The sequence below is a fragment of the Peptoniphilus obesi ph1 genome (genome assembly GCF_000311865.1).
Taxonomy (GTDB): Bacteria; Bacillota; Clostridia; order Tissierellales; family Peptoniphilaceae; genus Peptoniphilus_E; species Peptoniphilus_E obesi.
In genome coordinates, this window is sequence record NZ_HE978581.1 from 32549 (window position 1) to 47672 (window position 15124).

Here is a 15124-nt window from a genome sequence, read left to right on the forward strand (position 1 = left end):
AACATTTTTTAAATTACAAAATTTCCATCTTTAAAAATTTGTATCGTGCTTGAATCTTTTTTAACACCAATTATTTCCGTACTTCCATCACCAATCATAAAATCAACATGAGTTAAAGAATCATTAATTCCATTTTTTGAAAGTTCTTCATCGCTCATATTTTCACCATTTTTTATTGAAGAAGGATAAGCCTTTCCAAGGGCAATATGACAAGAAGCATTTTCATCAAACAAGGTATTATAAAATAATATATTTGTATTTGATATTGGCGAATCATAAGGAACAAAAGCAATTTCACCAAGCCTGTCCGCATTTTCATAACTCTTTAAAAGATTATCAAGTGCTCCATATCCAACCTTAGCATCATAATCAATAACCTTTCCATCTTTAAATTTTAAGAAAAAGTCATCAACAATGACACCGTTTAAATTTAAAGCCTTGGTATTATAAACAATTCCATCAACCCTATCTTTGTGTGGAGCAGAGAAAACTTCTTCAGTAGGCATATTAGCAATAAATTCTTCAGACCTTAAATTATCTTCACTAGCACCAGTAAAGATATAATTTTCTGGCATGCCAATTTTTAAATCAGTTCCTCGATCATTTTTAATTACAAAATAATCAAATTGTTCTCTATTTAAAAATTCACTATTCTTTTTTAAATTAACTATGTGTTTATCCCAATTCTCTATAGGATCATTATTATCAATTCTACAAGTATATAAAATTAATTCCCATAATTTATTTAAAGCTTCGTTTTCATCTAAATCAGGGAAAACTACTTTTGCCCATGACTTAACAGCGGCACCAATAACACACCATGAATTTGAATTTTTCATTAAATTAGCATTGAAGTTTTTTAAAGCTTTGGATCTTGCAGTGCCAGAGGCAATAATCTTATCACTATCAATTTCTGATAAAATATTTGGGTCTCCACCAACTAGAGATAAAACCTTAGCTCCTTTTTCTATATAAGAATCATATTCATCAATAATATAATTTTCTACATTAGATAAAGTTTCCTTGCTAGCGTATTTATATCTTAATTTTGTAAAATTTTCATCAGAGTATTTTATTTTAACATCTTTAGCTCCAGCCTTAAAAGCCTCTTCAGCTAAAATGCAAATAAAATCTTTATTTTCAACTTGGCCGTTAATAAGTAAAAAATCATCCTTTTTTATTTGTAAAGCTTTGTTGATAACTAAATTTGCATATTTATATAAGTTTTTTTGTAAATCCATATTTTCACCTCATCTAAATTATAGCACAGAAGAATTTTCTAGTCGGTTTATGATATAATTTAATAAAAATTACGGAGTAAGAAGATGAAAGATTTTTTAGACGATCAAAAGAAAATAATATTATCTATATTATTAGTATTGTTAGTTTTTATTATAAAAGTTTTTTATGACAATTTTTATCAAGTTCCAAATCAAGAAATAGAGGATACTAGCTTTGAAACCTTAGAACTGTTTGATAAAAATGATGATAATGCTCTTGCTATAAATACTGCTTTAGATGAAGAAATATATGTACATGTTAGTGGCAGAGTTAAAAATCCTGGATTAGTAAAACTTAGTTCAGATGCTAGAGTAATAGATGCCATAAATAAAGCAGGTGGCATGTATGATGATGCAGATATAGATAGTATAAACCTTGCTAAAAAATTAGAAGATGAAGAGAAAATATATGTGGCAAAGATTGGAGAAGAATCAGGAACAGGAGAAAGCAGTTCAAAAAGTAAAACTGTTAATATAAATAGGGCAGACCTTGAAAGTTTGCAAAACTTGCCAGGAATAGGTCCAAAAATGGCTCAAAAAATTATTGACTACAGACAAGATAAGTCTTTTAAAAATATAGAAGATATTATGCAGGTTCCAGGGATAGGGGAAAAGAAGTTTGAAGAAATAAAAGATTACATTTCTGCCAATTAATACTTGCTAAAGTAAATTTTATTTGATAGAATACTTTATGTTGTAAAATTTATTTAGCTTAGGGGTATAGTTCAGTTGGTAGAACACTGGTCTCCAAAACCAGGTGCCGTGGGTTCAAGTCCTGCTACCCCTGCCAACCGTGATTAACCGTTGCTGACCGTAACGGCATGAAATAGCCATTCTTTAAGGGTGGCTATTTTTTATTTTAGCCGTAATTGACCGTAGACAGCCGTGTATTTGGACAAAATCCCACTTTTAGTCCCCACTTATATTTAAGAATGAAAATGATAATTGAAAGTCGATTTGATAAAGGAATGTTTGATATTATTAGAAAATTATATGGAGATGATTAATATGAATATAAGAAAAATAATAAATGAATGGTATTCATATTCTTTGTTTCCTTATGCCCACGACAATGAGCACGAAAAGGGTAATATAAAAGAGTTGCTAGTTCTTACTACTGCTTTAATAAATCTCGTAGCAGGGATAATTAAACTGGTAAAAGAAATTAACTAACAACTCTATAAGGTAAATGAAATTCATCTAACCTTGTAGAGTTATTATATTATAATTTGTAAAAGTAAAACAAGTGTATTAAAAATTAAAATTTATTAATACACTTAAATATTATTCAGAGATTCTTTAATTATAGTTTTAATTAAGTGTAAGGTGTTGTTTATCAAGGTTTTTTTGTAGTATAGGATGTATATATTTTCGGGTGCTTTTATTTCATCTTGCATTTTTATATCAAAAAAATTGTTTGCAATTAGGTATTTACATTTGTTTTGGTCATCGTAATAGTCTTCTAAATAGTTTATTTCAATTGTAAATTTATTATTTCTGGATGAAAAAGAATAATTGGAAGTGTTAAATTCAGAGTCAAAGTCCAAATTGTCTTTCCCATTTATTAATAGGAGTGTATCTGAAAAAGATAGGCTATCTATATAAAAATTATGATTTAATATTTTTAAAGTCTTTAATTCTTCTATATATTTATATATTTCAAGTATTTTATAAATATTTAAAGTATTGTCTTTATTGTGTTTGATTATTTTATTTAAATTGTCTTCGTCTTTTGATAAAAGATAATCTTTAAAATATTTACCTATGTTTTTAGATTTTACTTCTTCATTATTTTCTATTTTTAAAAATTCTTCTACAGTTTTTTGCCTATAATTTTCAATATTTAAAAAATCATTATTCTTTTTAAGGTATTTATAAATATCAAAAGTTTTAAAGCTTGGAAGAGTTTTTTTATAGAATTTAAATTTCTCTTCTATAAAGGGAAGTGTAAAGCCGTCTAAATTATAGTTGATTATATTTTTATTTTTTAAATCAATTTTATTTATTAGGTTGATTTCCTCTTCTAGGGACTGAGCAGTGTAAACTTTAAGCTCAGTTTCTTTTTTTATTTCTAAAAGCGCATAAGATATTATTATATCTTTATATTTAGATAGTCCTGTCGTTTCTATGCTTATAATAGTGTAGCCTTTAAATTTTTCTAATATTTCATCATTTTCTAAATTTATTTTATAATTATTTATTATCATATTTCACCTTTTTAAGTTAAATGCAGGATTAAAAATTCTTTATATTTGTATTATATTATTAAATCTGTTGTTATAATAGTATAGTTAGGAGGTTATTATGAACAAATCTAAAAAAATTTGGATAACAATAACAGTAATCGTGCTTGTATTTTTAGTTTCATGTACTGCTTTACAATTGCATAGTGCAGGTTTTCAAAGATTTAAAAGAAATTTAAAGTCTGAATATACTGGTGGTATAGAAAGAAGAATTACTATTTATAATTCTGGTGGAGAAAAGATTTTTGAATTAGAAGGCAAGTTTGATTTTACTTATGATGATAATTGTATAGAGTATATAGATACTAATACAAATTTAAAACATAATATATTTGCTGGCGATAATGCCACAGTTATTATAGATGAAATTAAATAAGATATTTATATAAAAGAGGGATAATTTTGATTTATTTGGATAATTGTGCAACTACAAAGCCTAGAAAAGAAGTAATAGATCTTATGTGTAAGTCACTTGAAGATGATTTTGCTAATCCATCTTCACTTCATACTTTTGGGCAAATCGTAGAAAACAAAGTTGATAAGGCAAGGGAGGCTTTATCAAACTTATTAAATATAAATTCTGATAATTTATATTTTACATCTGGTGGAACTGAAAGTAATAATATAGCTTTAAATGGATTTATAAATAAAAATAAACACTTGGGTAATGAAATAATCACTACGCCTATTGAACATTCATCTGTTATTGAAAAGTTAAAAAGCTATGAAAAGCAAGCTTTTAAAATTATTACTTGTAAAGTCGATAAGAATGGAAATATTGATCTTGATGATTTATATTCTAAAATAAATGAAAATACTATTCTTATTTCCTTAATCCATGTTAATAATGAGCTTGGAACAATAGCTCCTGTAAAAGAAATTATTAAAAAGGCTAAATCTATTAATAAAAATATATTAATCCATGTAGACGGAGTTCAATCTTGTGGAAAGATTAGTGTAGATTTAAAGGATATTGATTGTGATTCATATTCAATGTCTGGACACAAGATTTATGGTCCAAAAGGTATTGGCGCTTTATATTTAAAGGAAGGACTTGTAATAGATTCACTTACTAAGGGTGGAGGTCAAGAAAAGAATTTAAGGTCTGGAACAGAAAATGTACCGGCAATAATTGGCCTTGGCAAGGCTGCAGAATTAATGGGTAAAAATTTTGCCAAGGAACAAGAACATTCAAAAATGATTAAAGAATATTTGAAAGAAAAAATTTCTCAAAATATAGATGATTTTATAATTAATACACCAGAAAATTCTTCAAATTATGTATTATCAATCTCTTTTAAGTCTATTAGGGGAGAAGTTTTATTGCACTATTTGGAACAAGATGAGATTTATATTTCAACTGCATCGGCTTGCTCTTCTAATGGAACTGATAAAAATAGGGTTTTAGATGCAATAAATATAGATAAGGCTTACGAAGATGGAACTATAAGAATTTGCACTTCTTATGAAACTAGTAAAGACGATATAGATAAATTTGTTGAAAAGTTAAAAATTTATGTTGAAGAAATTCGTAGCATAATGGGGTGAAGTATTGAAGAAGATTATTAGTTTAAGCTTAGGCGAGGTAATGCTTAAAAAAAATAACAGAAAAACTTTTATAGATAATGTTATTAAACATGCCAAAAGAATGATAGAAGATATTGGCTATGAAGAAATTTATTTAGATATGGGAAAGGTCTATATTGTAGCGGCAGAATCTGACATTGAAGAAATTGCCACTAGATTAGTTGATGTCTTTGGAATTGTTTATGTAAGCATTTGTTACAGAATTGATAAAAGAATGGATGAATTTGAAGCTGCTGTTTTAAAATGTTTTGATGAAAGTTCAAATGAAGCTACAAAAACTTTCAAAGCACATGCTAAAAGAACAGATAAAAGTTTTGAAATAAAGTCAATGGACCTTAACAACAAAATTGGATCAATTGTTTTATCAAATAGGGATGTCAAGGTAGATGTTCATGAGCCAGATCTTTTTATATATTGTGATGTGAAAAAATATATTTATATATATTCAGTAAGGTTAAAAGCAAGAGGAGGACTTCCAATTGGATCAAATGGCAAGGGACTTTTACTTTTATCTGGTGGGATAGATTCTCCAGTTGCTGGATATCTAATGGCAAAACGTGGAGTTAAAATTGATGCTCTACACTTTCACTCCTATCCTTTTACTTCTAAAAGAGCAGAGGAAAAGGTGCATAGACTTGCAAAGATTTTAACAAGATATACAGAAGATATAAAAATTCACAGTATAAACCTATTACCTATACAAAAAGAAATTAATAAGAACTGTCCTGAAAGAGAAATGACAATAATTTCTAGACGTTTTATGGTAAGAATTGCAAGAGAAATATCAAGAAGAGAAAATTATAATTCAATAATAACTGGCGAAAATCTAGGACAAGTTGCATCTCAAACAATTGATGGATTAAATGTAACAAATGATCTTGCGGATATGCTTGTTTTTAGACCTTTAATCGGAATGGATAAGGTAAACATAATTGATATAGCAAAGCAAATAAAAACATTTGAAACTTCAATTGAGCCATTTGAAGATTGTTGTACAGTATTTTTACCAAAACATCCAATATTAAGACCTAAAATTGAAGATATTAATTTATCTGAAGAAAAATTGGATATAAATAAGTTAGTAAATGATGCTATAGATAGCATGGAAATTATAAATATTAAATAGGAGGAAATAAGAAAATTATGAAAAAAGGTGGACCATTACTTATCGTATTAGCGATAGTTATAATTGTGGGAGGAATGTTTGCTTCAAAATATAATAAACTTGTAAAACTTGATAATGAAGTCGATAATGCTTTTGCACAAGTACAAGTTGCAGTAAAAAGAAGAGCAGACTTAATTCCTAATTTAGTTGAAACAGTAAAAGGATATGCTAGTCATGAAGAAGAAACTTTAACAAAGATTACAGAAGCAAGATCTCAAGTTAATAATGCAAGTAATCCAGAAGAACTTGCACAAGCTGATGCAAATCTAACAGAACAAATAAAAAATTTAAATGTTTCAGTAGAAGCTTATCCTGAATTAAAAGCAAATCAAAACTTTTTAGACCTACAAGCTCAACTTGAAGGAACAGAAAATAGGATTTCAACTGAAAGAAGAAGATACAATGAAACTGTAAAAGAATATAATCAAACTGTAAGATCTTTCCCAATGAATTTATTCGCAGGAATAATGGGATTTGATAAAAAACAATATTTTGAAGCAGCTCCGAATGAACAAGATGCTCCAGATGTAAAATTCTAAAATTTAGGTGATAAGATGAAATTAAAAAATATTTTTATATCTTTAATTTTCTCTTTAATATTATTAACGAGCAGGGTTTATGCAGAATCATTAGATGATATTCTACCTGATCCTAATATGGCAGACCATTATGTATATGATCAGATAAATATTTTAAATGAGGAAGATAAATCTTATATAAATAACACAAATAATGATTTAAATAATAAAACTAAAGGACAAATTGCTGTAGTAATTGTAGATAGTTTAGAAGGGTATAGCGTAGAGGAATATTCAACGGCCTTATTTGAGAAATGGGGCATTGGAGATAAAGATGAGTTGAATGGAACTTTGATGCTTTTTGCGATTAATGATCGTAAGATGAGAATTGAAACTGGATATGGATCAGAGGGATTTATTCCAGATGCATATGCTTCTAGAATTATAAGAAATATGGCAGAAATTTTTACATCATCACCATCTAATGAAGATTTTAGAAATGGGATTATCGAAGGATATAATGAAGTCTTAGATTTTTATTCAAAAGAGTACAATATAAATATTGAAAATGCAGTAGAAAATCAATATTCTTATGAAGAAGATTACGAAGAATCTGATGAAATAGGCTTGGGAGAAATTATTTTATTAATAATAATTATAATAATTATATTTTCTGGACCAAGAGGTCGTAGACGTCGCAGAAGAATGTTTTTCCCACCATATGGCGGTGGAGGATTCTCCGGCGGAGGTAGTTCATCTGGTGGATTTTTCGGTGGATCATCTGGCGGAGGATTCTCCGGAGGTGGAGGATTTTCTGGTGGAGGCGGATCATCCGGCGGAGGTGGAGCTTCTGGAGGATGGTAAAATTTTATTAAAAAAATTAGATTTACTAATAATATTTTAAATAAAAATTAATAATTTAAAGAAAATGAAGTAGGATGATTTCTTACTTCATTTTTTGTTTTAAATCATATATTAAATTTTTTGTATAATTTTATGTAATTTATATTGACTTATAAAAATCAAAAGTTTATAATTTCAATGGTTAATAAAGTAAACAAAATGTTTAATATTTAGGTGATTTTATGGACGTAGGTCTTAGAATAAAAAATTTAAGATTAAAAAATTATTTAACACAAGAAGAGCTTGCAGATAGGTCCGAACTTACAAAGGGATTCATATCACAAGTTGAGAGAAATTTAACTTCTCCATCCGTTGCAACTTTGATTGATATTTTAGAAGCTCTTGGCACTAATCCAGCTGATTTTTTTAAGGAAAGCCAAGATAAAATAGTTTTTAAGGAAGAGGACTATTTTGTTTCTGAGAGAGATGATAATTATAAATTAACTTGGATAGTTCCTAATGCTCAAAAAAATAATATGGAACCCATTATTATAGATTTAGCTGATAAAAGTAAAACAAAAACTATACAGCCATTTTCTGGAGAAGTTTTTGGTTATATTTTATCTGGCAAGATATCTATAAATTTTGAAGAAGAAAATTATGAAGTGGATGAACATGAAACATTTTATTTTTCAGCTGATAAGTCCTTTACTCTTGAAAATTTATCAAATGGAAAATCAAAAATATTATTAATAAGTTCTCCACCAAGCTTTTAAGGAGGTTTTTGATGAGTAATGACATTTTAATAGACTTAGTTGGGATAAGTAAGTCTTTTGGAGACAATAACATACTAAATAACTTTAATTTAAAAGTTAAAAAGAATGAATTTCTCACCCTTCTTGGTCCTAGTGGTTGTGGCAAAACTACTATTCTTAGAATAATAGCAGGATTTGAACATCCAGACCAAGGCAAGATAATATTCGATGGAAAGGATATAACTAATCAAGAACCGTATGATAGGAAAATAAATACTGTATTTCAGAAATATGCATTATTTCCACATCTAAATGTATTTGACAATATAGCTTTTGGTTTAAAAATAAAAAAAGTAAATAAAAAAATAATAAAAGAAAAAGTTGAGGAAGTACTTAGAATAGTAAGCTTATCTGGATTTGAAAATAGGGAAATTGACTCATTGAGTGGGGGTCAACAACAAAGAGTTGCAATAGCCAGAGCACTTGTAAATGAGCCTGAACTGATTTTATTTGATGAACCTTTGGGTGCTTTGGATTTAAAACTTAGACAAGTAATGCAAATCGAACTGAAAAAAATACAAAAGAAAGTAAAATCTACTTTTATCTATGTAACGCATGATCAAGAAGAAGCTCTTAGTATGTCTGACACTATTGTAGTTATGAATAATGGAGAAATTCAACAACTCGGCAAGCCAATTGATATTTATAATGAACCTAAAAATGCTTTCGTAGCAAATTTTATAGGTGAAAGTAATATTATAGATGCAATAATGCTAGATGACTACAAGGTAAAATTTCTTGGTCATACTTTTGAATGTGTAGATAAGGGATTTAATCAAAATGAAGAAGTTGAAGTTGTAGTTAGACCAGAGGATGTAAAACTGGTTAAAGATTCAGGAGCTATTGAAGGAAAAGTAATCTCGAATGTATTTAAAGGTGTTCACTACGAGATGGAAGTGGATATAGATGGTTATATAATGCTAGTTCAATCTACAGTATCAGCAGATATTGGATCTAGGGTTGGGATTATTATTGAGCCAGATTTAATTCATGTAATGAGAAAATAAGAGGTGGATTATGAAAAAATATTCTTATATGTATCTGTTTTGGACAATTATATTTATTTTGTTTCCACTAATTTTAATATTAATCTATTCTTTTAATGGTAACGTTGGACCAGGTCTTGGTAATTATAGCTTTTCTTTAGATAATTATAAAAGTTTTTTAGATCCCTTATATATAAATATACTAATTACTTCATTGTGGTTATCACTTTTATCGACTTTATTGTGTCTGATAATTGGTTATCCAATAGCCTATATAATTTCTAGAATGCCAGCTAAGAAAAGAAATAGTTTAATTTTACTTTTTGTAATACCTATGTGGATGAATTTTTTATTGAGAACTTATGCCTGGCTAACTCTTTTGGGTAATAATGGCTTATTAAATAAGTTTTTTGCTATATTTGGTCTTGGACCTTTTAATTTAATGTATAATTACAAGGCTGTTCTTTTAGGAATGATATATAACTTTTTGCCATTTATGGTTTTACCAATTTATTCTGTAATAATAAAGATGGATAAAAATTTAATTGATGCAGCAAAAGATTTAGGAGCAGATGACAAAAAAGTATTCTTAAAAGTTATATTACCTTTATCAAAATCTGGAATTTATACAGGAATAACTATGGTATTTATACCTGCAATTTCAACATTTGTAATTTCTAACTTGCTTGGAGGAAATAAATTTTATTTAATTGGGAATTTAATTGAACAACAATTTACATTTACAGGTAATTGGGGTTTTGGATCAGCAATAAGTATATATTTAATTATAATAATGTTAATTTTCCTAGCGATTACAGGATTTGATCTTAAAAAGATAAGGGGGCTTAGGTTGAAATGATAAGAAAATTTTTAGAAAGATTTTATTTATTTTTAATTTTTATTTTTTTATACGCACCTATAGTTGTCCTTATGATCTTTTCTTTCAATGATTCTAAATTAAAAGGTAAGTGGGTTGGTTTCACCTTTAAATGGTACAAGGCTCTACTTGACGATACAATAATTTTAGAATCACTGAGAAACACTCTTATAATTGCTGTTATTGCCACTCTTGTGGCGACAATAATAGGAACAATTGTAGCAATATCTTTATCACAAAGTAGAGGTTTTATAAAAAACTTTATCCTAAAACTAAATTATTTACCAATATTAAACCCAGATATAATAACAGCTATAGCGCTAATGGGATTATTTGGACTATTAACTCCGCTTGGATTAAATTTTGGATTTGTGACTATTACAATATCTCATATAATATTTTGCATACCTTATGTTATTTTGTCAGTTTTACCAAAATTAAATCAAATGGATAAAAACACCTTAGAGGCCGCGCTAGATTTGGGGGCAAAACCATTTTATGCAATTAAAAATGTAATAATTCCACAAATCTCAAGCGGAATTTTAACAGGAGCATTGATATCATTTACAATGTCAATTGATGATTTTGTAATTTCATATTTTACAACTGGAAATGGTATTAATAATTTATCAATAACTATATATTCAATGTCTAGAAAGGGAATAAACCCTTCTATAAATGCAATTTCAACAATTATGTTTATTTCAGTATTACTTTTGCTTTTACTTATCAATAAGAAGAGCAGTGTAGAAAAAATTCAAGTATAAAGGAGAAAAAATGAAATTAATAAAAAAATTCACTTTGCTAGTAATGTTACTTTTATTTATGACTGCTTGCTCTAATGACAGTAAGGAAACTATCAATGTATATAATGCAGGAGAGTATATAGATACGGCGATTTTAAAAGATTTTGAAAAAGAATATAATATAAAAGTTAACTATAATACTTATGCTTCAAATGAAGATATGTACATTAAGGTCACTCAAGGCAATGATAAATATGATGTTTTATTTGCATCTGATTATATGATAGAAAAACTTATAAAAGAAAACTTCTTAGATAAAATTAACTACGATAATATAGAAAATTATAAAAATATAGAAGAAACATATAGAAATATGGGTTTTGATCCGAACAATGAATATTCAGTTCCATATTTTGTAGGGACTCTTGGAATTATCTATAATAAGTCACTAATCGATGATAATATTGATTCCTGGAAAGCTCTTTGGAATGAAAAATATAAAGATCAAATAATTATGTATAATTCACAAAGAGATTCTATAGCAATAGCATTAAAGATGCTAGGATATTCCATGAATTCAAAAGATGCAAATGAATTAAACGAAGCGAAGCAAGCTTTATTAAAACAAAAACCACTTGTATATGCATATTTAACAGATGATATGAAAGATGTAATCGTGCAAGGGGATGCAGGTATAGGAGTTCAATATTCAGGAGATGCGGCTATGATGATTAATGATAATCCTGATTTAAAATATGTAATTCCTAAAGAAGGATCGAATATATGGATGGACTCAATGCTGATTCCTGCAAATGCAAACAATAAATCTGGAGCTGAAAAATTTATTAATTATCTGTGTAGACCAGAAGTTGCAGCAAAAAATGCTGAATATCTAATGGGATATACTTCACCTGTTCAAGGAGCAAAAGATTATTTGCCAGATGAAATTAAAAATTCTGAGGTAGCTTTCCCAGACTATGCAAAATTACCAAGTCTAGAAACATATAGCTATCTTGGAGAAGAAACACTTAGTTTATATGATAAAATTTGGACAGAAGTATCAGCTAGTTTTGAAGAAAAATAAAATATAAAGTTATGAGAAAAAGTAAGCTAATTTTAAAATTGTAGCTTACTTTTTTATTTTCTAATCTATATATAATTTTAATATATAAATTGTATTATAATAATTAGTCTATATTGATCTTTTATATATAATTCTTCCTATTATTTGATAACTATGTTATTATATAGCTATATAGAAATGTTTTCATGCGGAGGTTAAATATGAGTAAAAAATTAAAAAATGCAATCATTTTTGGTATATTTATTATTATTTTATTCATCTCCACCTTAACTAGTGCTTTTAATGCAAAAGATTTATGGTCTTTTTCTAGTGGTATTGGTTCTGAATTTGAAGGATTATTATTTACAGATCCAGCTGATATAAAAGATTTAACTATCCAAAAAAGTATTGAGAAGGACAATGGAGAAGACATAATTAAATATAATATTGAATTTAACTATGAAGGAGCGCAATCAAGTTTAAGAATAATAGGAACGCCTATAAGACATGTATTTTTTGATGGTGATGTTACAGCTAATCACAGTGAAGTAACTCTTAAAGGTGACTATGATAAAATTAATGAGAAACTATTTAATGAAAAATTATCTTTAAAAGAATATTATAAGAAAAATGAAAATTATGATTTCTTAGCAAAATCACAAATAAAGATTCCTTTAGAAGAAAGAGAAGACCCATATTCATTTAGTTTATATTATATGCCTAGAGATTTAGTTTATAAGAACAAAAAAACACTTGCTTCAACATCTGTTTTCATTACTAATGCGAGAATAGATAAGTTTACAAATTCTCAAAAACTAGGAGAAAATAAAAATATAGCTTTTAGTGAGTCAGGTTTTTACATAAATGCTCAAGAAATAAAAGATGATATGGCTCTATCTAAAATATCATTGTTAAATAATTTAACAAATATTATATTTATAGCCTCTGTAATTGCGGTGCTTGTTTTGATTGTGTTAAATAAAAAATCACTTTCAAAACTATTCATTCCATTATTTATGTTAATAATATTAACATTCTATAGATTTTTAGGAATGGGATCTAGTACATTAGCAATTTTAATATTATTCCCAATTTTATCTTTTATATCAACTTGTTTAGCAAAGTTAATGGCAAAAGATACTATGAAGCTAACAAAGAAAGATTTAAAACAAAATTTAGCTTATACTATTATATTCTTTATTGTGTTATTAATTATAGTTGTAATACCAAGAGCAATTTAAATTTAGAGAAAGACAGTCTGGTTACCAGGCTGTTTTTTTATTTTTTAATTTAAAAATATATGTTAATATTAAGCTATGGATAATAAAAAAATTTTACTCTCCATCGATTTAGATGGAACTTTATTAAGAGACGATAAAAAAATAGACGATGTAAGTTTTAAATATATAAACAGACTTAAAGATTCAGGCTATAAACTAGTTATAAATACAGGAAGAAGTTATAGAACAGCTGCTAGATTTTTTAAAGATGAAATTGATATTGATATTATTTGCAACAATGGAAACTTATGCAGAAATGTTAGAAGTGAAGAAGATATTTTTATCAATCCTATAAAAAAAGAAGATGCCTTATTGTTTTTAAATGATTTAGATGACAATAAGATTCAAGCATTAACGCATATCAATCTTTATAAAGAAGGTTATGATATAGCCACAATAGATAAAAAAGACATGGATGAAAAATGTAGATTATATATAGGAGGATTTGGAGACCATGTTTTGTATGTGAACGATTTTGATGAAGTTGAAGCAGATATTACATCTATTGTATTTGTAGGTGAATATGAAGACTTGCTTCCATATAAGCTTAAATTTTCAGAGATGAGCGATAAATTTAATTATTTTTTGATGAGAATTCAGTCTAAAAATAATTATATGTTAGAAATATTACCTAAGAAAAGCAATAAGTGGTATGGATTAGAAGAATATATGGAAAATAAAAATCTTACTTCTTATAAAAAGCTATGCATAGGTGATGATGAAAACGACAGATTAATGATTGAAGAAGCTGATTATGGTATTGCTATGCTTAACTCAAAAGATGATTTAAAGGCTAATGTAGCTTTTGTATCTGACTATGACAATAATAATCTAGGAGCCATAAAAGCTATTGAAAAAATTTTAAAAACAGGTGATTTAGATGAATATTAATTGGTTTCCGGGACATATGAAAAAAACTGTGGAGGAGATTGAAAAGAAATCAAAATTAACAGATTTTTATATAGAAATAGTTGATGCTAGAATTCCTATATCTAGTAGAAATCCACTAATAGGTGAAATATTAAAAGATAAAAAATCATTAATAATTTTAAATAAATCTGACTTATCAGATCCTGTGCAAAACGAAAAATGGATAAAAAAATTATCTAGTCAAAATAGCAATGTTATTTTATATGACTCTACAAAGCCAAATGTCAAAAAAATTGAAAAAGCTTCTTTTGATTTATTAAAGGACATGGTAGATAAGTATGAAGATAAGGGAATAAAATTAAATACTCTTAGAGCTATGATAGTTGGCATTCCTAATTCTGGCAAGTCCACATTTATTAATGGACTTATAGGAAAAAAAGTTGCTAAAGTTGGAAACAAACCAGGAATTACAAAAACTAATCAGTGGATAAAAATAAATAATAAACTTCATTTGCTAGATACTCCAGGTATTTTATGGCATAAGTTTGAAAAAGAAGAAACAGCTTTGAGTTTAGCTTATACCGGAGCAATCAGAGATGAAATTTTAGATGTAGAGAGTTTAGCTTTAAAATTTATAGAAAAACTAATAGAGATAGATCCTAAGATTTTAGAAGATAGATATAAAATAGAAACAGATTCTAAAAAACCATTAGAGATTTTAGAAGAAATTGCCCTAAAAAGAGGCGCTATATTAAAAAACAATATTATTGATTATAGCAAGGTGGCAAATATTATTTTTGACGACTTTAGGAAGGGAAAACTAGGCAGAATAACTTTGGAGACTTTATAAA

General features: G+C 27.4%; 17 protein-coding genes and 1 tRNA gene. 16 read left to right on the forward strand and 2 right to left on the reverse strand.

The window, feature by feature from the left end; all coding sequences use genetic code 11:
* Positions 1-8: 8 nt before the first annotated feature.
* On the reverse strand, positions 9-1241 hold the full coding sequence (locus HGPB_RS03780) for an aminopeptidase (protein ID WP_019132362.1): 1233 nt from the start codon (positions 1239-1241) through the stop codon (positions 9-11).
* A gap of 84 nt (positions 1242-1325) precedes the next feature.
* Between HGPB_RS03780 and HGPB_RS03785 the strand changes: the two genes are divergently transcribed.
* The 3 genes from HGPB_RS03785 (at position 1326) to HGPB_RS08780 (ending at position 2453) form a co-directional block, all read left to right on the forward strand.
* Positions 1326-1934 (forward strand): helix-hairpin-helix domain-containing protein, encoded by a 609-nt coding sequence (locus tag HGPB_RS03785; protein WP_019132363.1) that lies wholly within the window; start codon positions 1326-1328, stop codon positions 1932-1934.
* A gap of 60 nt (positions 1935-1994) precedes the next feature.
* A tRNA-Trp gene (locus HGPB_RS03790) sits at positions 1995-2070 on the forward strand.
* Between the two features lie 218 nt (positions 2071-2288).
* On the forward strand, positions 2289-2453 hold the full coding sequence (locus tag HGPB_RS08780; RefSeq protein WP_019132364.1) for a hypothetical protein: 165 nt from the start codon (positions 2289-2291) through the stop codon (positions 2451-2453).
* Between the two features lie 104 nt (positions 2454-2557).
* On the opposite strand, the gene HGPB_RS03795 is transcribed toward HGPB_RS08780, so the two are convergent.
* Complete coding sequence (locus tag HGPB_RS03795; RefSeq protein WP_019132365.1) at positions 2558-3487, reverse strand: ribonuclease H-like domain-containing protein; 930 nt, start codon at positions 3485-3487, stop codon at positions 2558-2560.
* Positions 3488-3584: 97 nt separating this feature from the next.
* On the opposite strand from HGPB_RS03795, the gene HGPB_RS03800 reads away from it, so the two are divergent.
* From HGPB_RS03800 to ylqF, 13 genes are all read left to right on the forward strand, one after another.
* Complete coding sequence (locus HGPB_RS03800; protein ID WP_019132366.1) at positions 3585-3899, forward strand: hypothetical protein; 315 nt, start codon at positions 3585-3587, stop codon at positions 3897-3899.
* A 26-nt stretch (positions 3900-3925) separates the two neighbouring features.
* Positions 3926-5071: a cysteine desulfurase family protein gene (locus tag HGPB_RS03805; protein ID WP_019132367.1), complete on the forward strand. Its 1146-nt coding sequence runs from the start codon at positions 3926-3928 to the stop codon at positions 5069-5071.
* A gap of 4 nt (positions 5072-5075) precedes the next feature.
* Positions 5076-6236, forward strand: a complete 1161-nt coding sequence (thiI, locus tag HGPB_RS03810; protein ID WP_019132368.1) for a tRNA uracil 4-sulfurtransferase ThiI — start codon at positions 5076-5078, stop codon at positions 6234-6236.
* A 17-nt stretch (positions 6237-6253) separates the two neighbouring features.
* Positions 6254-6814, forward strand: a complete 561-nt coding sequence (locus HGPB_RS03815; protein WP_019132369.1) for a LemA family protein — start codon at positions 6254-6256, stop codon at positions 6812-6814.
* 15 nt (positions 6815-6829) lie between these two features.
* Positions 6830-7657 (forward strand): TPM domain-containing protein, encoded by an 828-nt coding sequence (locus HGPB_RS03820; RefSeq protein ID WP_019132370.1) that lies wholly within the window; start codon positions 6830-6832, stop codon positions 7655-7657.
* Between the two features lie 221 nt (positions 7658-7878).
* Positions 7879-8412, forward strand: a complete 534-nt coding sequence (locus HGPB_RS03825) for a helix-turn-helix domain-containing protein (RefSeq protein WP_019132371.1) — start codon at positions 7879-7881, stop codon at positions 8410-8412.
* Positions 8413-8423: 11 nt separating this feature from the next.
* A complete protein-coding gene (locus tag HGPB_RS03830) occupies positions 8424-9458 on the forward strand; it encodes an ABC transporter ATP-binding protein (RefSeq protein WP_019132372.1) in 1035 nt (344 codons plus the stop codon).
* Between the two features lie 10 nt (positions 9459-9468).
* Entirely contained in the window at positions 9469-10296 is an 828-nt protein-coding gene (locus tag HGPB_RS03835; RefSeq protein ID WP_019132373.1) for an ABC transporter permease, read from the forward strand.
* Complete coding sequence (locus tag HGPB_RS03840) at positions 10293-11081, forward strand: ABC transporter permease (protein WP_019132374.1); 789 nt, start codon at positions 10293-10295, stop codon at positions 11079-11081. The genes HGPB_RS03835 and HGPB_RS03840 overlap by 4 nt, the downstream gene beginning before the upstream one ends.
* 19 nt (positions 11082-11100) lie before the next feature.
* The gene (locus HGPB_RS03845; RefSeq protein WP_036738362.1) at positions 11101-12144 is read left to right on the forward strand and encodes an ABC transporter substrate-binding protein; all 1044 of its coding nucleotides are present in this window, start codon (positions 11101-11103) and stop codon (positions 12142-12144) included.
* Positions 12145-12344: 200 nt separating this feature from the next.
* Positions 12345-13364, forward strand: coding sequence for a hypothetical protein (locus HGPB_RS03850; RefSeq protein ID WP_019132376.1), 1020 nt, complete (start codon positions 12345-12347; stop codon positions 13362-13364).
* 75 nt (positions 13365-13439) lie between these two features.
* Positions 13440-14294: an HAD-IIB family hydrolase gene (locus tag HGPB_RS03855; protein ID WP_019132377.1), complete on the forward strand. Its 855-nt coding sequence runs from the start codon at positions 13440-13442 to the stop codon at positions 14292-14294.
* Positions 14284-15123: a ribosome biogenesis GTPase YlqF gene (ylqF, locus tag HGPB_RS03860; protein WP_019132378.1), complete on the forward strand. Its 840-nt coding sequence runs from the start codon at positions 14284-14286 to the stop codon at positions 15121-15123. Before HGPB_RS03855 ends, ylqF begins: the two co-directional genes overlap by 11 nt.
* The last annotated feature ends 1 nt before the right edge of the window (position 15124 follow it).